General features: G+C 67.8%; 20 protein-coding genes. 14 read left to right on the forward strand and 6 right to left on the reverse strand.

Annotated elements, in window-relative coordinates; translation table 11 throughout:
* Positions 1-60: 60 nt before the first annotated feature.
* Positions 61-2,004, reverse strand: coding sequence for a DUF3857 domain-containing protein (locus FSZ13_RS01575; RefSeq protein WP_428999958.1), 1,944 nt, complete (start codon positions 2,002-2,004; stop codon positions 61-63).
* Positions 2,005-2,052: 48 nt separating this feature from the next.
* The gene (locus tag FSZ13_RS01580) at positions 2,053-4,416 is read right to left on the reverse strand and encodes a DNA translocase FtsK (protein ID WP_145477683.1); all 2,364 of its coding nucleotides are present in this window, start codon (positions 4,414-4,416) and stop codon (positions 2,053-2,055) included.
* Positions 4,417-4,749: 333 nt separating this feature from the next.
* On the opposite strand from FSZ13_RS01580, the gene trxB reads away from it, so the two are divergent.
* The 3 genes from trxB to FSZ13_RS01595 all read left to right on the forward strand — a co-directional run bounded on the left by trxB (position 4,750) and on the right by FSZ13_RS01595 (position 6,490).
* Entirely contained in the window at positions 4,750-5,721 is a 972-nt protein-coding gene (gene trxB / locus FSZ13_RS01585) for a thioredoxin-disulfide reductase (RefSeq protein ID WP_145477684.1), read from the forward strand.
* A gap of 125 nt (positions 5,722-5,846) precedes the next feature.
* The gene (locus tag FSZ13_RS01590) at positions 5,847-6,134 is read left to right on the forward strand and encodes a type II toxin-antitoxin system RelE/ParE family toxin (protein ID WP_145477685.1); all 288 of its coding nucleotides are present in this window, start codon (positions 5,847-5,849) and stop codon (positions 6,132-6,134) included.
* A 53-nt stretch (positions 6,135-6,187) separates the two neighbouring features.
* Positions 6,188-6,490, forward strand: a complete 303-nt coding sequence (locus tag FSZ13_RS01595) for an addiction module antidote protein (RefSeq protein WP_145478510.1) — start codon at positions 6,188-6,190, stop codon at positions 6,488-6,490.
* Positions 6,491-6,504: 14 nt separating this feature from the next.
* On the opposite strand, the gene FSZ13_RS01600 is transcribed toward FSZ13_RS01595, so the two are convergent.
* Complete coding sequence (locus FSZ13_RS01600) at positions 6,505-6,993, reverse strand: hypothetical protein (RefSeq protein WP_145477686.1); 489 nt, start codon at positions 6,991-6,993, stop codon at positions 6,505-6,507.
* A gap of 184 nt (positions 6,994-7,177) precedes the next feature.
* On the opposite strand from FSZ13_RS01600, the gene FSZ13_RS01605 reads away from it, so the two are divergent.
* The 4 genes from FSZ13_RS01605 (at position 7,178) to FSZ13_RS01620 (ending at position 10,032) form a co-directional block, all read left to right on the forward strand.
* Positions 7,178-8,308, forward strand: coding sequence for a GNAT family N-acetyltransferase (locus tag FSZ13_RS01605; protein ID WP_145477687.1), 1,131 nt, complete (start codon positions 7,178-7,180; stop codon positions 8,306-8,308).
* On the forward strand, positions 8,305-9,051 hold the full coding sequence (aat, locus tag FSZ13_RS01610) for a leucyl/phenylalanyl-tRNA--protein transferase (RefSeq protein ID WP_145477688.1): 747 nt from the start codon (positions 8,305-8,307) through the stop codon (positions 9,049-9,051). Before FSZ13_RS01605 ends, aat begins: the two co-directional genes overlap by 4 nt.
* A gap of 172 nt (positions 9,052-9,223) precedes the next feature.
* Positions 9,224-9,442 (forward strand): translation initiation factor IF-1, encoded by a 219-nt coding sequence (infA, locus tag FSZ13_RS01615; protein WP_005409596.1) that lies wholly within the window; start codon positions 9,224-9,226, stop codon positions 9,440-9,442.
* A 224-nt stretch (positions 9,443-9,666) separates the two neighbouring features.
* Positions 9,667-10,032: a hypothetical protein gene (locus tag FSZ13_RS01620; RefSeq protein WP_186308823.1), complete on the forward strand. Its 366-nt coding sequence runs from the start codon at positions 9,667-9,669 to the stop codon at positions 10,030-10,032.
* A gap of 45 nt (positions 10,033-10,077) precedes the next feature.
* On the opposite strand, the gene clpA is transcribed toward FSZ13_RS01620, so the two are convergent.
* The gene (gene clpA / locus FSZ13_RS01625; RefSeq protein WP_145477689.1) at positions 10,078-12,360 is read right to left on the reverse strand and encodes an ATP-dependent Clp protease ATP-binding subunit ClpA; all 2,283 of its coding nucleotides are present in this window, start codon (positions 12,358-12,360) and stop codon (positions 10,078-10,080) included.
* A 319-nt stretch (positions 12,361-12,679) separates the two neighbouring features.
* On the reverse strand, positions 12,680-13,009 hold the full coding sequence (clpS, locus tag FSZ13_RS01630; RefSeq protein ID WP_068851786.1) for an ATP-dependent Clp protease adapter ClpS: 330 nt from the start codon (positions 13,007-13,009) through the stop codon (positions 12,680-12,682).
* Positions 13,010-13,103: 94 nt separating this feature from the next.
* On the opposite strand from clpS, the gene FSZ13_RS01635 reads away from it, so the two are divergent.
* From FSZ13_RS01635 to FSZ13_RS01660, 6 genes are all read left to right on the forward strand, one after another.
* Positions 13,104-13,568, forward strand: a complete 465-nt coding sequence (locus FSZ13_RS01635; protein WP_145477690.1) for a hypothetical protein — start codon at positions 13,104-13,106, stop codon at positions 13,566-13,568.
* A 1-nt stretch (position 13,569) separates the two neighbouring features.
* A complete protein-coding gene (locus FSZ13_RS01640; RefSeq protein WP_145477691.1) occupies positions 13,570-14,031 on the forward strand; it encodes an NUDIX hydrolase in 462 nt (153 codons plus the stop codon).
* Positions 14,028-15,167 (forward strand): tRNA 2-thiouridine(34) synthase MnmA, encoded by a 1,140-nt coding sequence (gene mnmA, locus FSZ13_RS01645; protein WP_145477692.1) that lies wholly within the window; start codon positions 14,028-14,030, stop codon positions 15,165-15,167. The genes FSZ13_RS01640 and mnmA overlap by 4 nt, the downstream gene beginning before the upstream one ends.
* Positions 15,164-15,778 carry a high frequency lysogenization protein HflD gene (hflD, locus tag FSZ13_RS01650; RefSeq protein ID WP_145477693.1) on the forward strand — a complete coding sequence of 205 codons (615 nt, stop codon included), beginning with the start codon at positions 15,164-15,166 and terminating at the stop codon, positions 15,776-15,778. Before mnmA ends, hflD begins: the two co-directional genes overlap by 4 nt.
* A gap of 97 nt (positions 15,779-15,875) precedes the next feature.
* Entirely contained in the window at positions 15,876-17,066 is a 1,191-nt protein-coding gene (locus FSZ13_RS01655; RefSeq protein WP_145477694.1) for a methyl-accepting chemotaxis protein, read from the forward strand.
* A gap of 97 nt (positions 17,067-17,163) precedes the next feature.
* Positions 17,164-17,421, forward strand: a complete 258-nt coding sequence (locus tag FSZ13_RS01660; RefSeq protein ID WP_145477695.1) for a hypothetical protein — start codon at positions 17,164-17,166, stop codon at positions 17,419-17,421.
* 129 nt (positions 17,422-17,550) lie between these two features.
* Here FSZ13_RS01660 and FSZ13_RS01665 read toward each other — a convergent pair whose 3' ends face one another.
* A complete protein-coding gene (locus FSZ13_RS01665; RefSeq protein ID WP_145477696.1) occupies positions 17,551-20,355 on the reverse strand; it encodes a sensor domain-containing protein in 2,805 nt (934 codons plus the stop codon).
* A 144-nt stretch (positions 20,356-20,499) separates the two neighbouring features.
* On the opposite strand from FSZ13_RS01665, the gene FSZ13_RS01670 reads away from it, so the two are divergent.
* A complete protein-coding gene (locus FSZ13_RS01670; RefSeq protein WP_145477697.1) occupies positions 20,500-22,602 on the forward strand; it encodes a PAS domain S-box protein in 2,103 nt (700 codons plus the stop codon).

Below are 22,602 nucleotides of genomic sequence, written 5' to 3' on the forward strand. Positions count from 1 at the left end.
TATCCAGTCAAGGGAATGGAGGATGCCCGGCAGTGTGCCGAGAGCATCCTGAATGGGGGATCAGGGCACCGACTGCACCGTACGCAGGTCGCCGTACACCACCTGCCCGCGGAAGCCCCGGCGCACCTGCTGGTACAGCTCGCGGAACGCCGCGTAATCGCCCGGCTGGCACAGCGCCTCGGCGCCCCGCACCGCGCGCTGGTGCAGGCGGTGGCGGGCGACGATGTCCTGCCCTTCGCGCCGCCAGTGCAGGTCGTATTCGCCGGCGGCATTGCGGAACCGCAGGTCGCGCGGGATCGCCACGATCGGCGTCCCTGCCGGGAACTGCAGCCGGTAGGTTTCCTCGCGCAGGCTGTCGTTGCAGTAGAACGGCGTGGCGTTGTCCGGTGCGGAGGTGGCCGTATAGATGTCGCGGAACGATTCGCCGCCGGGGGGATCGGGCAGCAGCATGCCGCCGACCACGCCGAAATCCACGTAGTCGCTGGCGTGGAAGTCGTAGCGGTAGTTGAACGGCCGGGTCAGGTCCTGCGGGTCGCCCAGCAGGTCCAGGGTGCCACTGCCATCGAACCCGGACGAGGCCATGATCGACTCCTCCACCCGGGCCCGGTTCTGCGCGTTGAGCCGCGCGAACGCGCCGCGCATGCCGATCTCGTTGACTTCCCGCGGCTGCTGCACGGTCTGGCCCTGCAGGTCGCCGTTGGCCGCGAAGCGGAAGGTCACCTCGAAGCCGGCGCCATTGCGGGAGGCGTTGTTCTCCGGGGTGCGCGCCAACGTGGCCGGGCGGGTGTGCAGCACCGGTGCACCGAGGTCGCCTTCCGGCAGCTGTCCGAAGCGCGCATAGGCGCTGGTCGAATCCAGGTACAGGTCGAACTCCGGCACGTAGGTGATGGCGTGATTGAACCGCGCCAGCAGCGGGATCTCCGGCAGGGTCGGCCCGCCGCCCGCACCGATCAGCACCGGCGTGCTTTCGATGCCGCGCGCCGCCAGCAGCGCCTCCAGGATCACCACGTGGTCCTTGCAGTCGCCATAGTGGTTGTCGAGGATGCTCTGCGCCGGGTTGGGCTCCAGACCGCCGTTGCCCAAGTACACCGCCACGTAGCGGATGTTCTGCGACACCCAGCGGTACAGCGCGGCCGCCTGTTCGCGGCGGTCGCTGATGCCACGGGTGATTTCATCGGCCAGCGCCTGGATGCCGGGGGTGACGCGGGCCGCTTCGCCGCCCTTGAGCTGGTACGCCTTGCCCACCTGGGCCCAGTCGCGGTACGTACTGGCCATGATGCCGGGACTGAATTCCCAGGCCGCTGCGGTCCAGTTCTGCACCGGCATCGGCTCGCTGCGACGGTAGCGCCAGCTCCAGGTGGCCTGGCCGTTGCGGATCGTCGGCGACTGGCTGCCCTGCACGCCGCGCTGCTGCACGTACAGCGGCATGCCGGCCGGCGCGCTCAGGGTCACCGTGGCGTCGTCGTACTGGGAAAACACGCTGAAGGTTTCCCACATGCCGAAGTAGCCGGGGAAGTACGGCGTGTTCTGCGTGCGCCGGGTGGTGTAGACCACCCGCGTGCCGGGGGCCAGGTTGGGGAACACGACCACGCGTACCTTGCGGTCGGCGTACATGGCTGCCGCGGCGCTGGAATAGCTTTCCTGGGTGTAGATGCGATCGGCCGGCACGTCGCGGCGCTGGCCGTCGGCGGTGAGCGTATAGGCCTCCAGCACCTCCAGCGATTCCATCTTCTCGCTGTAGCTGAGCCGCACCTGGCTGAACTGTTCGACCGCTGCCTTGGTCTTGAGCAGGATGTCATAGGCCTCGGTCTGCACGTTGCCGGCGTCGGCGCGCACCACGTAATCGGCGCGGTAGCGGACGAAGCTGTAGTTGGTGCTGGCCTGGGTGTCGCTGGCCGGCGCGACCGGTCCCGGCGCCGGGACCGGCCCCATCGCCGGTGCGGCGGCCTGCGACCAGGCCGGCACGGGCACCAGCGCCAAGGCCCACACCAGCATCCCTGTCATGCGGTTCATCCTGGATCCTCGGAGTGCGCAGCCACGCAGGGCGTGGCGTCAGGGCGGCGGTGGGGCGAGCACGCTGCGGTCGCCATTGTGCTCGGGGGGGCTGACCACGCCTGCGTTTTCCATCGCCTCGATGAGGCGCGCGGCGCGGTTGTAGCCGATCTTGAGCCGACGCTGCACGCCGGAGATCGACGCGCGGCGGGTTTCGGTGACGATCCGCACCGCCTCGTCATACAGCGGATCGGACTCGTCGCCGGCCGACGCACTGGATTCGGGCAGCCCGCCGGCGCCGACCACCACGCCATCGCCCATCATCTGTACTTCGTCGAGCACGCCGCTGATGTAGTCGGCCGGCCCGCTGGCCTTCAGGTGTTCGACCACGCGATGCACTTCCTCATCGGACACGAACGCGCCATGCACGCGGTCCGGCAGCGCGGTGCCCGGCGGCAGGTACAGCATGTCGCCGTGGCCGAGCAGGGTTTCCGCGCCGGACTGGTCGAGGATGGTGCGCGAGTCGATCTTCGAGCTGACCTGGAAGCCGATGCGGGTGGGAATGTTGGCCTTGATCAGGCCGGTGATCACGTCCACCGACGGGCGCTGGGTGGCCAGGATCAGGTGGATGCCCGCGGCACGCGCCTTCTGCGCCAACCGCGCGATCAGCTCTTCGACCTTCTTGCCGACAATCATCATCATGTCGGCGAATTCGTCGATGAAGATCACGATGAACGGCAGCGTCTCCAGCGGACGTGGCGCCTCGCCCAGCTCCGGGTTGGGCTTGAACAGCGGATCCATCAGCGGCTGGCCGGCGTCCTCGGCGTCCTTGACCTTCTTGTTGAAGCCGGCCAGGTTGCGCACGCCCACCGCGCTCATCAGCTTGTAGCGCCGCTCCATTTCGGCCACGCACCAGCGCAGTCCGTTGGCGGCCTCCTTCATGTCGGTCACCACCGGCGCGAGCAGGTGCGGAATGCCCTGGTAGACGCTCAGCTCGAGCATCTTCGGGTCGATCATCAGCATCCGCAGGTCTTTCGGCGAGGCCTTGTAGAGCAGGCTCAGCACCATGGCATTGACCGCCACCGACTTGCCCGAACCGGTAGTACCGGCCACCAGCAGGTGCGGCATGCGCGCCAGGTCGGCCACGGTCGGGCGGCCGGCAATGTCCTTGCCCAGCGCCAGGGTCAGCGGGCTGGCCGACTTGTCGTACTCCTTGGAGCGCAGCAGCTCGGACAGGTAAATCATTTCGCGGGTGACGTTGGGGATTTCCAGCCCCACCACCGACTTGCCCGGGATCACATCGACCACGCGCACCGACTTCACCGACAGGCCGCGCGCGATGTCCTTGTCCAGCGAGCTGATCTGGCTGACCTTGATGCCCGGCGCCGGTTCGATCTCGAAGCGGGTGATCACCGGACCCGGATAGGCGCCCACCACCTGCGCGTCGATGCGGAAATCCTTGAGCTTGAACTCGATCTGCCGCGACAGCGTTTCCAGCGTGGTTTCGTCGTAGCCCTTCGGCTGCGGCTTGGGATCGTCCAGCAGCGCCAGCGGCGGCAGGTCGGAGCCGTCGCCGTTGACGCCGCGGAACATCGGGATCTGGGTCTCGCGCTTGGCGCGGTCGCTCTTCTCCAGCACCGGTTCGGGACGCGGTTCGATCTTGACCGGCTCACGCTTGGCGCGGACCTCCGCGTCGACCTTGCGGACCTCCTGGCGCTCCTCGCGCATGGCGCGGGTCTGCTGCCACTCGCTGGCCTGGTCCTTCTTCTTGTTCAACAGCGGCGGCAGCGCAAGCACCGCACGGCCGATCTTCTCCATGACCACGAACCACGAAATCCCGGTGGCCAGGGTGATCGACGCCAGCAGCAGCACCAGCACGAACATGTTCGCGCCCAGCGCGCCAAAACCGGCGCTGAGCGAATTGCCGACCAGCCGACCGAGGATGCCACCGGCGTGGCCGACATCGCCATTGAACAGGCGCAGGTGCAGGAAACCGGTGCCGGCAATCAGGAACCCGACCAGCCCCACCAGCCGCAGCGCCGGATCCAGGTCGTGCTCGCCCTTGCTTTCACGCTTGAGGCCGAACATCGCGAACCAGGCCAGCGCGCCCAGCACCACCGGCAGCAGGAAGGCCATGAAACCGAACAGCTGCAGCAGCACGTCGGCAATCCACGCCCCTACCCGGCCGCCCATGTTCTGGATCGGCGCAACCACGCTGCCGGTATGCGACCAGCCCGGGTCGCTTGCCGAATAGGTGAACAGACTGGCGACCAGATACAGCAGCGCCGGCGCTATCGCGATCAGGCCGAGGTCGCGCCACAGGCGCTGCCGACGCGGGTTGTCGACCGGCGCCGCAGCCGCAGCACGGCGCGACGCCGCTTTGCCGTCGGGAGACTTGGATCGTTCGGGAACCTGCTTCGCCACCTTAGACCACACCTTGGGAATGCACTGTTAGTCCTTGATAATAAACGACTGAGCCGCGGCCCGGTAGGTCACGACCGTTGGTCGTGACCCCTGACCGCAGCCATCACCGCCAAAACCCCGCCGCGTGCCATCGACCCCACCCTCCGGGTTGCGCCGTTCCATCGTTCGCCTTGAACCAGCCGCTTCCTGCCGCCACTCTATAGGTCGCGCCACGACCAATGGTCGTGGCCTACCCGTTTGCGCCACGACCGACGGTCGTGGCCTGCCGACCTGCCTTGGACGCTGTGCAGTGCATCGCCAGCGCCCCGCCCCATCATCTCTTTGCGAGTCTACATGAGCAATTCCAAGCCTTCCCGCCACCAGAAGCTGGTCATCCTCGGTTCCGGCCCCGCCGGCTGGACCGCAGCGGTCTACGCCGCACGCGCCAACCTGAACCCGGTGGTGATCACCGGCCTGCAGCAGGGCGGCCAGCTGATGACCACCACCGAGGTGGACAACTGGCCGGGCGATGCCCACGGCCTGATGGGCCCGGACCTGATGGCGCGCATGCAGGCCCACGCCGAGCGCTTCGAGACCGAAGTGATCTTCGACCACATCCACACCGCCGACCTGCAGCAGCGCCCGTTCAAGCTGATCGGCGACAGCGCCGAGTACACCTGCGACGCGCTGATCATCGCCACCGGCGCCACCGCCAAGTACCTGGGCATCCCGACCGAAGAGACCTTCAAGGGCCGCGGCGTGTCGGCCTGCGCCACCTGCGACGGCTTCTTCTACCGCGACCAGGACGTGGTCGTGGTGGGCGGCGGCAACACCGCCGTGGAAGAGGCGCTGTACCTCTCCAACATCGCCCGCAAGGTCTACCTGGTCCACCGCCGCGACACCCTCAAGGCGGAAAAGATCATGCAGGACAAGCTGTTCGCCAAGGTCGCCTCGGGCAAGATCGAGACCGTGTGGCACCACCAGGTGGAAGAAGTGCTGGGCAACGACGCCGGCGTCACCGGCGTGCGCGTGAAGTCCACCCTGGACGGCAGCACCCGCGACATTGACGCACACGGCTTCTTCGTCGCCATCGGCCACCATCCCAACACCAGCCTGTTCGACGGCCAGCTGGCCATGAACAACGGTTACCTGGAAATCCGCTCGGGCCTGGGCGGCAACGCCACCCAGACCTCGGTCGAAGGCGTCTTCGCCGCCGGCGACGTGGCCGACCAGCACTACCGCCAGGCCATCACCTCGGCCGGCTTCGGCTGCATGGCCGCCCTGGACGCGGAGCGCTACCTGGACGCGAAGGGCGAGCTGGGCTGAGCCCACGCGGATAGCATGGAATCAAAGGCCGGTGCCCGTGCGCCGGCCTTTGCTCTGTCCGCGACTGCAGCGGGGCCGCGAGCTTGGAATTGACCATGTGTAGCCTACAGGCTACACTTTTGCCCATGCAGATGAGGCGCACCTCAGAGTTCACCACCTGGATCGACGGGATGAAGGACGTAATGGGACGCGCCAGAATCCTTGCCCGGATCAGGCGATTGGGCGACGGCAACCCCGGTGACCATCGCAACCTGAGTGCCGGCATAAGTGAACTTCGCATCGATGCAGGCCCGGGTTATCGGGTGTATTACACCCAGCGGGGAAACGAGCTCATCATCCTGCTGGTTGGCGGCGACAAAAGCTCCCAGCAACGCGATATCGAGAGGGCAACGGCACTGGCTCGCAACCTGTAACGAGATGCCACGCAGCATTGTCCGTGGGCACCCAAGAACTGGAGATTTCCATCATGACTGCCAAGACAAAAACAAAGCTGGAGGCGTTCGACGTCGCAGAGCATCTGCGCACGCCAGAAGAAATGGCCGCCTATCTGGATGCATGCATCATGGAAAGCGACGGCGACTCTGCTTTCATCGCAAAGGCACTGGGCGATATCGCTCGCGCACAAGGGATGAGCAAAGTTGCCCGCGACGCTGGCGTTTCTCGTGAGAGCCTGTACCGCGCCCTTTCAGGCGAGCGGAGCCCGGACTTCGCCACCATCCTGAAGGTTACTCGCGCGCTTGGCGTGAAACTGCACGCCAGCGCCGCCTGAGCGGACCTTTCCTGCTACGGAATCTCCTCCTCCGCCGTTGGCGACGCGACGAGATCCTCAGGTCCATAGCGCTTGAGCGGCGTTCCCTGCTTCTCGAACTTCACTTCACGAATCGGAAGCCCTGCCTGCTCGGCGTGCTGCCGCAAGGTCATGGCCAGCGGGATCAGCAGCCGCCGTGCGACATCGGCGCCGCGCGGAAATCCCGCCCCGAAATCGGCTGTCATGGTGCGACCTTTCATGTCTATCGAAACGCTTACCTCGATCGAAGGCAAGGACGCGTCGCCCCCCCGGTAACGCGACACCGCCACGGATGCCTGCTTCTCGAGCAGCAGAATCAGCTCTGCGTCGATATACCAGGTGGTCGAAACTTCGGCCGACGCATCCGCCATCCTGGCGCTGTCCACGAACGGAGGCGGCACGACTGTTGCGCCTGCCGAACCCATCATCAGGAGCAGACCGCCGGCTCCTGCCAGATGCTGCAATTGTTTGACTGCCACTGCCATCTCCCTGCACCGTCACGCTTCAGGCTTGAAGCGGGTGGCAACTGTGCGCCGTCCGCCGGGAAAGGTGCGCGCACCACCTCACGCTTTCGGACGTGCACCAATCGGCTTTTCAATCGCACTGACTGACTCCATCGGCGCAGCCTAAAAGGCCCCCATTGCCATCGTCGTGCCCTATCCTTTGGCCATGCCCGATACGCGCTTTCTCCATCGCCTCGCCGATCTTCCCGCCGCCGACTGGGACGCCCTGCATGACGGGTGCAACCCGTTTGTCAGCCATGCCTTTCTGTCTGGCCTGGAGGAGCACGGCTGCCTGCGTGCCGAATGGGGCTGGCGGCCGCGCCATTTCACGGTGTGGGACGACGGCCAGCTGGTCGGGGCCATTCCCGGCTACCTGAAGGACAACTCGCACGGCGAATTCGTGTTCGACCATGCCTGGGCCAACGCCTATGCCCGGCACGGGCTGGACTACTTCCCGAAGTGGTTGGGCGCGGTGCCGTATTCGCCGGTGACGGGACCGCGACTGCTGGCCCGGGATGGCGCTACGGCAAAGACCCTGGTGGCGGCCCTGCGCGACGAAGTGGGCCGGATGGGCTGGTCGTCGGCCCACGTCAACTTCCATGCAGCAGCTGACGACAGCGCATTCGGCACGGATTGGCTGCTGCGCGAGGACATCCAGTTCCAGTGGCACAACCCGGGCGACTGGAGCGACTTCACCAGCTTCCTCGCCGCGATGGACCACAAACACCGCAAGAACATCCGCCAGGAACGCGCCAAGCTGGCGCGCAGCGGCGTCAGCTACCGCATCGTGCACGGCGATGAGGCGAGCGCCGCCGACCTGCAGGCGATGCATGGCTTCTATCTGCAGACCTTCAGCGAGTACGGCAATTCGCCGGCGCTGACCCTGCCCTTCCTGCAGCACCTGGCCGCCACGATGCCACGCCAGCTGGTGATGTTCCTGGCCCTGCACGACGAGCAGCCCATAGCAGGGGCGCTGTGCCTGCGCGGCGCCGACACCCTGTATGGCCGCTACTGGGGTGGCGCCACCCTGCCCGGCCTGCATTTCGAGACCTGCTATTACCAGGGCATCGAGTACTGCCTGCGCGAAGGCCTGTCCCGCTTCGAACCCGGTGCCCAGGGCGAGCACAAGCTGGCCCGGGGCTTCCTGCCGCAACCGGTACGCAGCCGCCATTGGATCGCCGAACCGGCGTTCGCCGAGGCGCTGGCCGGCTGGTGCGAGCAGGAACGGCAGGAGGTGCAGCGCTATGCGCGGGTGCTGGCCGACCACAGCCCGTTCAAGGACGGCACGGCCGCATGACCCGCCACCTGCCCTGGCGGCTGGACGACCGCCCTGACGCGCCCTTCCCGCCGGCCGAAACCGCGTTGCGCGAGCCGGACGGGCTGCTGGCGCTGGGCGGCGACCTGTCGCCGGTGCGGCTGCTGAATGCCTACGCCGGCGGGATCTTCCCGTGGTTCTCGGAAGGCCAGCCGCTGCTGTGGTGGTCGCCGGACCCGCGCATGGTGTTCCGCACCGACGGGGTGCACCTGTCGTCCCGTTTCCGGCGCAGCCTGCGCGGCAGCAACTGGGTGCTGCGCGCGGACACCCGCTTCCGCGAGGTGATCGAGGCCTGCGCCGCCAGCCCTCGCCCCGGACAGGACGGGACGTGGATCACCCGCGACATGATGGATGCCTACGAGGCGCTGCATGCGCTCGGTTTTGCCCATTCAATCGAAGTGCTGGAGGGCGACCGGCTGGTGGGCGGCATCTATGGCGTGGCGATTGGCCGGATGTTTTTCGGCGAAAGCATGTTCAGCGCCAGCAGCGGCGGTTCCAAGGTGGCGCTGGCCGGGTTGGCACACACGTTGGGGGAATGGGGCTGGCCGTTGATCGATGCGCAGGTGGAGAACGACCATCTGCTGCGGATGGGCGCCGAGCATTGGCCGCGGGAGCAGTTCCTGGGGATGGTCCGCGAGCTGGTGCGGAGAAATGAGGCGCCGGGGGCCTGGACAGCACGGGTTGGGGAAGTGTCGGTGGCGGCGCTGGTGGGTCGGGCGTCGTGATGTGGCGGGCGGCGCCTGGGCCGGCCAACGGCCGGCGCTACCGGGATTGCGTGCAGCGGCGGACAGCGCTGGGCCGCTGCGGTTAACATAAACTTTGCATGTGGGGGCGGTTGCGCGTAAAATGCCCGCTCTTAAGGCCAGCTCGGCCGTTTATAGAACTGCACAGGACTACATGTCGAAAGACGACTCCATCGAGTTCGAAGGCACCGTCAGCGAGACGCTGCCGAACACCACTTTCCGCGTACGACTGGAAAATGGGCATGAAATCATCGCCCACATCTCCGGCCGCATGCGCAAGAACTACATCCGCATCCTGACGGGCGACCGCGTGAAGGTCGAAATGACCCCGTACGACCTGACCAAGGGTCGCATTACCTACCGCATGAAGTAAGCGGCAAGGCGACTTCCCCCGGGAAGACGCGCCCAGAGGCCAGCCCCGTGCTGGCCTTTCTGCGTTGTTCGGGCTCACTCGGGTGGCCTCGCCCCTGCCGCTGGTCACCCTGCCCGATGGCACCATGACATCAGTCAGCCTGACGGTATGCAGATTCGGTGCCTGCCGGATTGGCGCATGGTGGCACCCGGTCCACTCCGGACCGCAACCACCTGGCCCCCGACATGAAAACCCTGTTCACGCTCAGCCTGTTGCTGGCCTCCAGCTTCACCGGCTCCGTGTTGGCGCAGACGCCCGACACTTCCCCCGCGACCGGTTGCATCGCCCTGTCCAGCGATCACCAGGTCGTGCGCAAGGATGCCGACCAGAGCGTCCTGCTGCGCAATGGCAGCGACCACTACCTGGTGCGCTTCACCCGCTCCTGCAGCAGTGCCGCGCGCTCGCGCAAGCTGGAGTTCTCCACCCCCACCCAGCGGGGCCAGCTCTGCGGCGCGGGTGGCAGCGCACTGCGCACCGATTCCCAGTCCTGCCAGGTCGCCTCGGTGGAGCCGATCAGCGCCGAACTGTTCGCCCGGCGCTCGCGCCCGTAAACCGGGAACGGCGGCAAAAAAAACGCCCCGTGAGGGGCGTTTTGGTCATTCCACCGTGGCTGGCAGCAGCCGTTCCGGCTCGGCCTGGGTTTCCACGAAGAGCTCGTCGTCGCGGACATCGATGCTGACCCGGCCGCCGTTGACCAGCTTGCCGAACAGCAGTTCGTCGGCCAGCGGACGCTTGATCTTCTCCTGGATCACGCGCGCCATCGGGCGGGCACCCATCAGCGGGTCGAAGCCGTGGCGGGCCAGCCAGTCGCGCGCGGTCGGGGTGGCCGACAGGCTGACGTGCTTTTCCTGCAGCAGCATCTCCAGCTCGATCAGGAACTTGTCCACCACGCGCAGGATGTGCTCGAAGCCCAGCGGCTGGAACTGCACCACCGCATCGAGGCGGTTGCGGAATTCCGGCGTGAAGCTCTTGCGGATGATCTCCATCGCATCGGTGGCATGGTCCTGGCGGGTGAAGCCGATCGAACGCCGCGAGGCCTGGGCCGCGCCGGCATTGGTGGTCATCACCAGCACCACGTTCTTGAAGTTCGCTTCGCGCCCGTTGGTGTCGGTGAGCACGCCGCGGTCCATGACCTGCAGCAGGATGTTGAAGATGTCCGGGTGGGCTTTTTCCACCTCGTCCAGCAGCAGCACGCAGTGCGGGGTCTTGACGATCTTCTCGGTGAGCAGACCACCCTGGTCGAAGCCGACATAGCCCGGGGGTGCACCGATCAGGCGGCTGATCGAATGCGGCTCCATGTACTCGCTCATGTCGAAGCGGACCAGCTCGATGCCGAGCTGCAGGGCCAGCTGCTTGGTCACCTCGGTCTTGCCCACGCCGGTGGGGCCGGCAAACAGGAAGTTGCCGATCGGCTTTTCCGGGTTGGCCAGGCCCGAGCGGGCCAGCTTGATCGCCGAGGACAGGGTTTCGATGGCCGGGTCCTGGCCGAAGATCACCATCTTCAGGTTGCGCTCCAGGTGCTGCAGCACGTCCTTGTCGGTCGCGCTGACCTGCTTGGCCGGGATGCGCGCCATCTTCGCCACGATGGTTTCGATCTCCTCGATGTCGATCAGCTCCTTGCGCTCGCCGTCGGGCAGCAGCCGCTGGCGGGCACCGGCTTCGTCGATCACGTCGATGGCCTTGTCCGGCAGCAGGCGGTCGCCGATGTGCTTGACCGACAGGTCCACCGCCGCCTGCAGTGCGTCATCGGCGTAGGTCACGCCGTGGTGCGCTTCGTACTTCGGCTTCAGGCCCTGCAGGATCTCGTAGGTTTCGCCCACCGTCGGTTCGACGATGTCGATCTTCTGGAAGCGGCGTGCCAGTGCACGGTCCTTCTCGAAGATGCCGCGGTATTCCTGGAACGTGGTGGAGCCAATGCAGCGCAGCTCGCCCGACGCCAGCGCCGGCTTGATCAGGTTGGAGGCGTCCATGGTGCCGCCCGACGCCGAACCGGCACCGATGATGGTGTGGATCTCATCGATGAACAGCACTGCGTTGGGCATCTTCTTCAGTGCGGTCAGCACGCCCTTGAGGCGCTTCTCGAAGTCGCCGCGGTACTTGGTGCCAGCCACCAGCGCGCCCAGGTCGAGCGAGTAGATCACCGCGTCGGCCAGAACTTCGGGCACCGAGCCTTCGACGATGCGCTTGGCCAGGCCTTCGGCGATGGCGGTCTTGCCCACGCCGGCCTCGCCGACATACAGCGGGTTGTTCTTGCGGCGGCGGCACAGGACCTGGATGGTGCGCTCGATCTCGTCGCGGCGCCCGACCAGCGGGTCGATCCGGCCGTTGCGCGCGGCCTCGTTGAGGTTGCTGGCGAATTCGGCCAGGGCGTCGCCCTTGCCCTCGCCATCCCCACCCTCGACGCGCCCCTCGGCGTCCGACGACGGCGGCACTTCGCCCTCGTCGCCCAGCTTGGCGATGCCATGGGAGAGGTAATTGACGATGTCCAGCCGGGTCACGTCCTGCTGGTTGAGGTAATAGACCGCGTGCGAGTCCTTCTCGCCGAAGATCGCGACCAGCACGTTGGCGCCGGTGACCTCCTTCTTGCCCGAGGACTGCACGTGGTACACGGCGCGTTGCAGCACGCGCTGGAAGCCCAGGGTGGGCTGGGTGTCGCGGCCGTCATCCTCGGCCAGGCGGGACACCGAGGCCTCGATGGCCTGCTCCAGTTCCTGGCGCAGGCGTTCGGCGTCGGCCCCGCAGGCCTTGAGCACGGCTTGGGCGGACGGGTTGTCGAGCAGTGCCAGCAGCAGGTGTTCCACCGTCATGAACTCATGGCGGGCCTCACGGGCGCGCTTGTAGCACTGACCGATGGTGTGTTCGAGGTCTTTACTGAACATGTTCTACTCCGGCGGCAGTTGAGAACAATATGCGGCCTACCTGCTTAATTTCCATCACCCTAGCGGATCGGTGCGTTCAGATGGCGTTAGCACTTGCATGATCATGCCCGAGACGACGCCAGCATTGGCTGCCTGCCCGTGATGGCGACGTCATCGAGAGATTGCAAGCGCCCCGCCTACCCGGCGGTCCCCGGCGCTGTTTCAGACAGGGACGGTCATAGCGGCCGGGAGCGGCCATCGGGGACAGGATGCGTGGGCCGGCCAACGGCCGGCGCTACCGGCGCGCGGTCTACGGCCCATCAGGGGCCGACACTGCCGATTACCCGGCCTTTTCCATCGTGCACAACAGCGGATGCTGGTTCATGCGCGAGAATTCATTGACTTGGGCCACCTTGGACTCGGCCACTTCACGGGTAAACACGCCGCAGACCCCGCGCCCACGGGTGTGCACGTTGAGCATCACCTGGGTGGCCTTTTCAAGGTCCATGGAGAAGAAGTGCTGCAGCACGGTCACGACGAAATCCATCGGGGTGTAGTCGTCGTTCAACAGCATGACCTGGTAGAACGGCGGCGGCGCGACCTCCGGCCGGGCCGGTTCCAGCGCTACGCCGTGGTCGTGGTGGGGTTCTTGGGAGGGCTCGCGAGGCATCCGCCCATTATAAACGCCGGACCGGCCGGATTGGACGTTGCCCCCCTGCCCCCGTCACAATCCGTGCATGAGCATCGACTTTCACAGGGATTTCATGAAAAGGATTGCCACCGCGCTCCTGTTCGCCGCCGCCGTGTCCGGGGCCCAGGCAGCAACACCCGACCCGGGCGTCGGCCGCGTGCTGGATACACTGAAGTACCCCTACGAGATCGACGAGGATGGCGACTACAAGCTGCTGTTCGACGTGGAAGGCGACCGCACTCAGCTGGTGTTCGTGCGCTCGACGGTGGAGGAATATGGCAAGCACAGGATCCGCGAGATCTGGTCGCCCGGCTACAACGCGCCGGGCAAGCAGTTCTCCGCCGCCATCGCCAACCGCCTGCTGGAAGACTCGCAGGACGCCAAGCTGGGCGCCTGGGTCAAGCAGGACCAGCTGGCCATGTTCGTGGTGAAAGTGGATGCCAACGCCAGCGCCGATGCGCTGGGTGATGCCATCGACGCGGCCATGAACACCGCCGATGCCATGGAACTTGAACTGACCGGAACGGACGAGTACTGACGTGAACGAAGTGCAGGACCTGCGCTGGGCGCCGCATGTCACCGTGGCCACCGTGGTGGCCAGGGACGGGCGCCTGTTGCTGGTGGAAGAAGCCATCGACGGCCGCGCCGTGCTGAATCAGCCGGCGGGCCACCTCGAGCCGGGCGAAAGCCTGGCCGCCGCCGCCGTGCGCGAAACCCTGGAGGAATCGGGCTGGACGGTGCGCCTGACCGCCTTCATCGGCACCTATCAGTGGACCGCGCCGGACGGCACGCCGTTCCTGCGCTTCGCCTACGCTGCCGAGCCGGTGTCGCATGACCCGGACCGGCCGTTGGACACCGGCATCCTGCGCGCGCTGTGGCTGGACCCGGCCGAGCTGCAGGCCACCCCCTCGCGCCTGCGCAGCCCCTTGGTCTGGGAGGTCGTGGCCGACTTCCTGGCCGGCCATCGCCACCCGCTGAGCCTGGTCAGGGAGGTCGCATGAGCACCCCGCGCATCATGGTCGGCGTGTCCGGTGGCGTGGATTCGTCCGTCGCCGCCTGGCGGCTGGTCCAGCAGGGCGAGCCGGTGGCCGGACTGTTCATGCAGAACTGGGCCGATGACGGCAGCGGCGACTGCCGCGCCGAGGACGACCGCCGCGACGCCGTCGCGGTGTGTGGCCTGCTCGACATTCCGTTCCATTTCCGCGACTTCTCCAGCGAGTACTGGGAGGGGGTGTTCGCGCATTTCCTGGCCGAGTACGCCGCTGGGCGCACCCCCAACCCGGACGTGCTGTGCAACCGCGAGGTGAAGTTCAAGCACTTCCTGGATGCCGCCCGCGAGCTGGGGGCCGAGCGCATCGCCACCGGCCACTACGCCCGCGTGGCCCGGCTGGATGGGCAGTGGGCGCTGCTGCGCGGCGCCGACCGCAGCAAGGACCAGAGCTACTTCCTGCACCAGCTTGGCCAGACCCAGCTGGCCGCCACCCTGTTCCCGATCGGCGACCTGCAGAAGAACGACCTGCGCCGGATCGCCCGCGACGCGCGCCTGCCCACCCATGCCAAGAAGGATTCCACCGGCATCTGCTTCATCGGCGAGCGTGACTTCCGCGAATTCCTGGGCCGCTACCTGCCCGCGCGCAGCGGCCCGATCCAGGACCCGGACGGCACGGTCATCGCCGAACACCCCGGCGTGTTCTATTTCACGCTGGGCCAGCGCGAGGGCCTGAACATCGGCGGCGTGCGCGGCCGCCCGGCGGCGCCGTGGTACGTGGTCGGCAAGGACGTGGCCAGCAATGTGCTGTACGTGGACCAGGACCGGGAAAGCCCGTGGCTGCAGTCGACCCGGCTGCACTCGGAAACCGCGCACTGGATCGCCGGCGCCCCGCCCGCCCGCAGTTTCGAGTGCACGGCGCAGACCCGCTACCGCCAGCCGGACGAACCGTGCACGGTGCGGGTCCGTGACGATGGCACCGTTGACGTGCGCTTCGCGCGGCCGCAGCGCGCCGTCACCCCCGGCCAATCCCTGGTGCTGTATGACGACGAGGTCTGCCTCGGTGGCGCGGTCATCGCCGCCACCGACGCCCCGCTGGAACAGCGCCTGCGCACCGCCCCTTCCCCCTTCGAGGTATCTGCTGCATGAGTTTTTCGATCGACGACCGCGTCCTTGCCCTGGCCGGCATTGCCCAGGCACTGCAGCAGGTGCGCCGCATCGCCGAAACCGGCCATTCCGAGGCCAGCGTGGTCCGTACCGCGATCGACAGCGTGTTCCGGATCGACGCGGACAGCCCGCAGGCCGTATACGGCAGCGCGGCCAATGTGGCGCCGGGCCTGCGCCTGCTGCACAACTATTTCCGCAGCCAGGGCCAGGACGACATCCTGCCGCGGCTGGCGCTGGCGGTGCTGCAGTTGGAGCGTCGCTTCGTCCGTGAGAATGCGGTGGTCGACCAGGTCAGCGAGGGCATCGCCCGCGCCCGGCGCCAGGCGCTGGCGCTGAACGACAGTGCCCATCCCGACGTGCTGGCCAGCCTGGGCGGGCTGTATGCCGACACCATCAGCCATCTCAAGCCGCGGGTGATGGTGCAGGGCAACCCGCATTACCTGGGCCAGGCCGGGGTGGTGGCGGAGATCCGCGCGCTGCTGCTGGCGGCGGTGCGTTCGGCGGTGCTGTGGCGCCAGACCGGCGGCCAGTACTGGGATTTCCTGATCTCGCGCAAGGCGATGATCGAGGCGGTTGACCGTCAGTTGCGATAGAAGGCGTGAAGGCATGGCGCAGGAAAAACGTGCGCCGTGCCTAAAGCAATCGGGGGTACGGCCGATACATTCTCCGTGCACCTCCCCGAGAACGTTTATGTACTCACGCCTTTTCACTAGTCTGGCCGCCCCCCTGGTCCTGACCCTGCTGCTTCCTTTCGCGATCGGCTTCGACTGGCCGGCCGCCCTCACCTGGGCGCTGCTGACCACGATGACCCTGAGTTGGCTGGGCTTTGCCTGGTGGACCGCCCGCGCCCAGACCCAGCGTTCGCCGGAACACGCGCGCCTGATGCGTGAGCAGGACCAGCTGCTGACCGAGCTGCGTACCTTCGTCGGCAACGAAATCGACGGATCGCGGGGCGAGATCGAACGCGCCCGTGACCTGATCCGCCAGGCCGTGGCCGGCCTCGGCGGCAGCTTCGACGCGATGAACCGCAAGTCACGCCAGCAGAGCCAGGCGCTGGCCCGCATCGTCGACCGCGCCGGTGAAGACGGTGGCGCCGGCGTCGACGTGGCCCGCTTCGCCCAGCACGCCAGCAACCGCATGGAACAGCTGGTGGAAGCGCTGGAACAGGTCAGTGGCCAGAGCAGCACCACCGTGCAGCACATCGACCAGATGGCGCAGCACCTGGATGGGATCTTCTCGCTGCTGGAAGACGTCAAGTCGATCGCCGACCAGACCAACCTGCTGGCGCTGAACGCGGCCATCGAAGCGGCGCGTGCCGGTGAAGCCGGTCGCGGCTTCGCCGTGGTGGCCGACGAGGTGCGCAATCTGTCCGAGCGCTCCACCACCTTCAACGAGCAGATCCGCAAGCTGGCGCACAGCTCCAAGGACGCCATCGCCAAGGTCCGCGAAACGGTCTCGAACATGGCCTCGCGCGACATGGACCGCTCCCGCGAAGCGCGTCACGAAGCGGCAGCGATGCTGGACAACGTGGCCCAGATCAATGCGTCGCTGGGCGATGGCATGCGCGAGATTTCCGAGTGCGGCCGTGCCATCGACAGCAGCGTGGCCGAAGCGGTACGCGCCCTGCAGTTCGAGGACATCGCCACCCAGGCCCTGGGCGGCGTCCACACCCACCTGGACCGCCTGACCTCGATCAACCGCGAAGCGGTCGGCCTGCAGGAGCTGCTGCACCGCAATGGCGGCGTGTTCGACGCCGAGGTGGCCACGGCCCTGCAGCGCACCGGCAACCGCCTGCGCGACATGCGCAGCGAGTGGGAGCGCCCGCCGCACAAGCCGGTGAGCCAGCAGAGCATGGCCGCCGGCGCGGTGGAACTGTTCTGATCCCCGTACCACGCCGATAATGGCACCCACGATGGCCCCGGCATGTCCGGGGCCTTCGTGCGTGTAGTTCCCGGCCCCTCCTGCTGAAGATCGCCGCATGTTGTTGAACGCCACCCCCAGCCAGGTCATCCCCGCCGGTAACGGTGCGTCGCCCGACGCGGCGGGCGACATCGCCCATCCTGCCCCGGTTCCCGTGGCGCCGAAGAGCGGCCGCACGCTGCTGGCCGTGCTGGAACAGCAGGCGCAGCGTGAACTGGCTGGATTGATGGCCACGGCACCGGCGCCCGCGCCACTGGATCCCGCGCTGGCGGGATTGGCGTGGGACCTGGGGTTGAGCGGCGACATGATCGAATGATCCGGCTCGCGATGGACGCGTAACGGTTCGGGCCGAGCCGGCAACAAACAAGGGCCCAGCGGGCCCCGAGTCAATCCACCCTACGCACCGGGCACCGGTAGCGCCGGCCGTTGGCCGGCCCACGCGCCCTCAAGGCGCAACTGGAATCCGCAATGCGTCGCCGGGCACCGCGGCCATCGGCACCGCCTGCGCGCCGCCGTTCTTCAACCACTGCGCCAGATCGCGCGGGGTCAGCGGCCGGGAATACAGGTAGCCCTGGATCTCATCGCAGCCCTGGCGGCGCAGCATCGCTTCTTCCTGCTCGGTCTCCACGCCTTCAGCGACCACTTTCATGCCCAGGGCGTGGCCCAGGTGCACGATCGCCTGGGTGACTTCGGCGGTGCCGGTGTCGTGCAGCATGCCCTGCACGAAGCTGCGGTCGATCTTCAGGCGCCCCACCGGGAACCGGTTGAGGTAATGCAGGTTGGAGAAGCCGGTGCCGAAATCGTCCACCGCCAGCGGCACGCCATGCCGTTCCAGCACGTCGAAACAGTGCCGCAGCACGTCGGTGTCGCGGATCAGCGCCGATTCGGTCAGTTCCAGCTCAAGGCGCTGCGGCGCCCAGCCATGGGCGTGGCAGATGTCGATCACGCGCTCGGCGAACCCGCGGTCGCGCAGCTGTACGGCGGACACGTTCACCGCAATGCGGTCGAACACCAGCCCGGCACGGTCCCAGGCGGCCGCCTGGCGGCAGGCCTCGGCCAGCACCCAGTCGCCGATGCGGACGATTTCGCCGCACTTCTCGGCAATCGGTATGAACTCGGCCGGGCTGCAGTAGCCGATCCCGGGGCGGTGCCAGCGCAGCAGCGCTTCGATCGCCGGAGGCTGGTCGTGGGCGGCGTGCAGCAGCGGCTGGTAGGCCAGGCTGAACTCCTCGCGCTCGATCGCCCCGAGCAGGCCGTGCTCGATCTCCAGCTTGCGCTGGATCCGCAGCAGGGCGTCCTGGCTGTAGTACTGATAGGTATTGCGTCCGGCTTCCTTGGCCGCATGCATCGCGGCATCGGCCGCGCGCAGCAGCGTGTCGAAGTCGGTGCGTTCGTCGTCGAGCATCGCGATGCCCACGCTCGCCCCTACCTTCAAGGTGGTGTCGCCGCGTTGCAGCGGCTCGGCCAGCGAGGCGATCAGCTTGCGCGCCACGTGCCCGGCATCTTCCGGGTCGGCCAGGTCGCGCAGCACCACGATGAACTCGTCGCCGTTGAAGCGGCCGAACAGGTCGGCATTGCGCAGGTTCTGGTGCAGGCGTGACGCGGCCGCCTTGAGCAGCGCGTCGCCGGTGGCGTGGCCGAAGGTGTCGTTGATGGTCTTGAAGCCGTCCAGGTCGATGAACAGCATCGCCAGCGCGGCGCCTCGGTCGCGCGCTTCCTCGATCGCATCGCCGGTCTGCTCGCGCAGCAGCATGCGGTTGGGCAGGCCGGTGAGCAGGTCGTAATGGGCGAGCAGTTCGATCCGCTCATTGGCCTCGCGTTCGCGGGTGATGTCACGGAACAGCACCACGTATCGGGTCGGCAGCCCATCGCGATGGTCCAGCTCGATCAGCACCTGCACCCAGATGCGCAGGCCGGACTGGCGGTAGAAGCACAGGTCCAGCTGTTCCGGCAGGCCGCCGGCGGCGATCCGGGCCAGCGCGGCTTCGAAGGCATCGCGCGAGTCCTGGGTATACAGCGCAAGCGCCTGGTCCAGGGTGATCGGCTCCTTGCGCAGCCCGTGGATGCGGTAGCACTCCTCGGTCCACTGCATGTGGCGGGTGGCCACGTCGATTTCGCAGCCTCCGATCCTGCCCAGCGCGGAGACCCGGTTGAGCAGTTCGGTACGCCAGCGGATCAGGGCGTCGGTCTGGTGCTGTTCGGTGATGTTCTGGACCTGGCCCAACAGGCGCTGGATGCGCCCGTCCGGGCCCAGCAGCGGCTGCATCCACACGCGCAGGTGCAGCACGCCTTCGGACCCGCGCGGCAGCTCCAGCGCCAGCATGCTGGGCTTGTTGTCGCGCAGCATGCGTCGCCAGGCCTGGCGCAGCAGGGTGCGCGAGCGCGGCGCGAGCAGGCGCAGCCAGTGCCTGCGCCCACCCAGCCGGGCGTCGCCGACACCGAGCAGGGCGCGGAACTCCGGCGACCACCAGAACTGGCGGCTGTCCGGGTCCCACGACCAGCTGCCCATGCTGGCGATGCGCTGCGCTTCACGCAGGTGCACCTGCTGCTCGCGCAGCAACGCTTCCATCTGTTTCTGCGCTTGGATGTCGGTATGCGTGCCGACCATGCGCAGCGGCTGGCCATCGACAGTACGCGCCACCACCCTGCCCCGGTCCAGCACCCAGCGCCAATCACCATCCGGGTGACGCACCCGGTACTGGGCCGCGTAGACCTCGCCTTCGCCGCGCAGGTGCGCGTCCAGCGCGGCGCGCACGGCAGCCTGGTCGTCGGGATGGACCGGCGCCAGCAGGGCGCGGCCGGCATCGGCGACGGCGTGCTCTTCGGCGCTGCCGGGCACATCGTCCCAGCGCCGGGAGCGGATCACCGCGTCGCTGGGCAGGTCCCAGTCCCAGAGGCCGTGCCCGGCGTGGTCCAACGCCACTTCCCAGCGGCTGCCGGCGTAGGCGGCAACCGGTTCGGGGATGCTCAGGGTAAACGCCAGCAGGTTGCCGTCGGCGTCGTGCACGGCGCGCATCCATCCGTCGAAGCGCCCGCGCGGGCCACCGGGCAGCTGGCACGGGACCAGCCCGCCATCGGCGGCCAGCAGGCGCAGGTCCTCCAGCAGCTCGCCATAGGCCGCCACGGTTGCCGGCAGCCCATGCTCGCGCGCGGCCGGGTTGGCGGCCAGCGGGCGCCCGCTCCGGTCCAGGATGACCAGGGCCGACGCCAGGGGGTGCTGCAGCAGACTCGCGATGATGCCTTGGTCCACGCGGTAGGACTCCAATTACGCACCCGACAGCCGGGAACGTAACCGTTAGCGGCGGAATGGCCGGATAGTTGAGTCCCGCGTGCGCCAACGGTGCTGCAGCCACTACTATGGAGCGCCCCTTCCGCCCCGGTCCTGTCGCGCCCCATGCCTGTCGTCCCGCCCGGCCCGCCCGCCCCGCCCCGTCGCGACCATCCGCTCGCACGGGCCCTGCGCCGCGACCGCTTGCGGGTGGTCATCGGCTATCTGCTGCTGGCGCTGGTCTGGATCCTGTGCAGCGATGCGGCGGTGCAGATGCTGACCTCGGACCTGCCCACCGCCGCACGCTGGCAGACCGCCAAGGGCACGCTGTTCGTGCTGCTCAGCGGCACGCTGATCTACCTGCTGCTGCGCCCGCTGGCCCAGCACGTGCTGCATACGCACGTGCAACTGGAGCATTCCGAGCAGCGCCACCGCCAGCTGTTCGAAGGCAACCCGGGGCCGATCCTGGTCTACGACCTGGACACGCTGGAGATCCTGGACGTCAATCCCGCGGCCAGCAGCCTGTTCGGCTGGACCCGTGAGGAGTTCACCGCGCTGCCGATGACCGCGTTGTGGCCGCCGGGCGACGAGGCCGCGCTGGCCGCCAAGCTCGAACAGATCCGGGCCCAGCCCGAGCAGCTGTGCGTGATTACCGCCGACCTGCTGCTCAAGGATGGCACCCCGCGCCGGATGGAGATGCGCAGCAACTACCTGGATTACGCCGGCCGCCCGGCGCGGCTGCTGATCGCGATCGACCGCACCCGCGAAGACCAGGCGCTGCGCCGCCGTGACCAGGCCCTGGCCCGGGTCGAGGAAGCGCACGAAATGGCGCGGATCGGTGCCTGGGAGTTCGAACCGGCCACCGGCCTGGGCCGCTATTCCAACCAGGTGTACCACCTGCTGGGCCGGCGCCCGCCGGAGGCACGGCGCTGGCACCGCTTCGAGGAGCTGCTGGTGCCGGCCGACCCGGCCACGGCGGCGCTCACCGAGCAGCTGCTGCAGGACATGCGCGGCGACGGGGTGCAGATCGACGTGCTGCTGCCGTTGCTGGCGATGGATGGGCGTGCGCTGATGGTGCACCTGCGCGCGGAGAGTGGCAGCGATGATGCCGGCCGCCCGCTGGTGCTGGGCACGCTGCAGGACGTGACCGAACGCGAACAGTCGCGGCGCCTGCTGCGCGAGCGCGAGGAGCAGTTCCGCGAGCTGGTGCGGGTGCTGCCGGACGGGGTGGTGATCCTGTCCGACGAACACGTGCTGTATGCCAATGCCTGCGCTGCGGCGCAGTTCGGCTACGGCCAGCACACCCTGCTGGGGGAGCCGCTGTCGGCGCTGGTGGTGGCCAGCGACCTAGCGCGGGTGCGCGCGCAGCTGTTCGCCAGCATTCCGCTGCCCAGCAGCGGCAGCGAAGTCATCGGCATGCGCCGGCTGGACGGCGAGCGTTTCCAGGCCGGGCTGGCGGTGGGCGAAGTGCGCTACGGCGGCCGCAACTGCAAGCTGCTGATCGTGCGCGACCTGAGCGAACCCGAACGCATCCGCGAGGCGCTGGAGACCAGCAACCGCGAGCTGCAGGCGATGGCCGGGCGGCTGTTCTCTCTGCAGGAGGACGAGCGCCGGGCGATCTCGCGCGACCTGCACGACGACATCGGCCAGGCGATCACGGCGATGAAGCTGTCGGCCTATGCGGCGCAGGACGAGGCCGATCCGCAGCGGCGCGGCGAGGACCTGGAACAGATCATCCAGCTGGCCGATGCGACGGTGGGCAAGCTGCGCGACATTTCCACCCTGCTGCGCCCGCCCCAGCTGGACGCGTTGGGCTTGGAGGCGGCGCTGCGCTGGCAGGCGGGGGTGTTGTTCCGTTCTTCGCCGATCGAGCTGCTGGCCGACATCCAGGCGCTGCCGCGCCGGCCCGAGGGCGACATCGAGCAGGCCTGCTTCCGCATCGCGCAGGAGAGCCTGACCAACGTGCTGCGCCACGCGCGCGCCAGCCAGGTGCACCTGAAGCTGCATGATGTGCACGATCACGGGCTGCACCTGCAGGTCCGCGACGACGGCGAGGGTTTCGACCCGGACGGTCCGCGCGGGCTGGGCCTGATCGTGATGCGCGAGCGCGCGCAGAGCGCCGGCGGCACCCTCAAGATCGAGTCGGCGCACGGCGCCGGCACCCTGGTCGACCTGTTCCTGCCTTATCGCAGCGACAGTACGACCGCCCCCGATACCCTGGAACATTGA

This window comes from Stenotrophomonas rhizophila, from assembly GCF_007667275.1.
GTDB classification, from domain to species: domain Bacteria; phylum Pseudomonadota; class Gammaproteobacteria; order Xanthomonadales; family Xanthomonadaceae; genus Stenotrophomonas; species Stenotrophomonas maltophilia_AE.

Coding starts and splice junctions, on each gene's coding strand:
- FSZ13_RS01590 (WP_145477685.1), top strand. CDS start 5,847: ATGCAGATGAGGCGCACCTCAGAGTTCACCACCTGGATCGACGGGATG.
- mnmA (WP_145477692.1), top strand. CDS start 14,028: ATGAGCACCCCGCGCATCATGGTCGGCGTGTCCGGTGGCGTGGATTCG.
- FSZ13_RS01600 (WP_145477686.1), bottom strand. CDS start 6,993: ATGGCAGTGGCAGTCAAACAATTGCAGCATCTGGCAGGAGCCGGCGGT.
- FSZ13_RS01605 (WP_145477687.1), top strand. CDS start 7,178: ATGCCCGATACGCGCTTTCTCCATCGCCTCGCCGATCTTCCCGCCGCC.
- FSZ13_RS01670 (WP_145477697.1), top strand. CDS start 20,500: ATGCCTGTCGTCCCGCCCGGCCCGCCCGCCCCGCCCCGTCGCGACCAT.
- FSZ13_RS01635 (WP_145477690.1), top strand. CDS start 13,104: ATGAAAAGGATTGCCACCGCGCTCCTGTTCGCCGCCGCCGTGTCCGGG.
- aat (WP_145477688.1), top strand. CDS start 8,305: ATGACCCGCCACCTGCCCTGGCGGCTGGACGACCGCCCTGACGCGCCC.
- infA (WP_005409596.1), top strand. CDS start 9,224: ATGTCGAAAGACGACTCCATCGAGTTCGAAGGCACCGTCAGCGAGACG.
- clpA (WP_145477689.1), bottom strand. CDS start 12,360: ATGTTCAGTAAAGACCTCGAACACACCATCGGTCAGTGCTACAAGCGC.
- FSZ13_RS01660 (WP_145477695.1), top strand. CDS start 17,164: ATGTTGTTGAACGCCACCCCCAGCCAGGTCATCCCCGCCGGTAACGGT.
- FSZ13_RS01595 (WP_145478510.1), top strand. CDS start 6,188: ATGACTGCCAAGACAAAAACAAAGCTGGAGGCGTTCGACGTCGCAGAG.
- trxB (WP_145477684.1), top strand. CDS start 4,750: ATGAGCAATTCCAAGCCTTCCCGCCACCAGAAGCTGGTCATCCTCGGT.
- FSZ13_RS01655 (WP_145477694.1), top strand. CDS start 15,876: ATGTACTCACGCCTTTTCACTAGTCTGGCCGCCCCCCTGGTCCTGACC.
- FSZ13_RS01575 (WP_428999958.1), bottom strand. CDS start 2,004: ATGACAGGGATGCTGGTGTGGGCCTTGGCGCTGGTGCCCGTGCCGGCC.
- hflD (WP_145477693.1), top strand. CDS start 15,164: ATGAGTTTTTCGATCGACGACCGCGTCCTTGCCCTGGCCGGCATTGCC.
- FSZ13_RS01620 (WP_186308823.1), top strand. CDS start 9,667: ATGAAAACCCTGTTCACGCTCAGCCTGTTGCTGGCCTCCAGCTTCACC.
- clpS (WP_068851786.1), bottom strand. CDS start 13,009: ATGCCTCGCGAGCCCTCCCAAGAACCCCACCACGACCACGGCGTAGCG.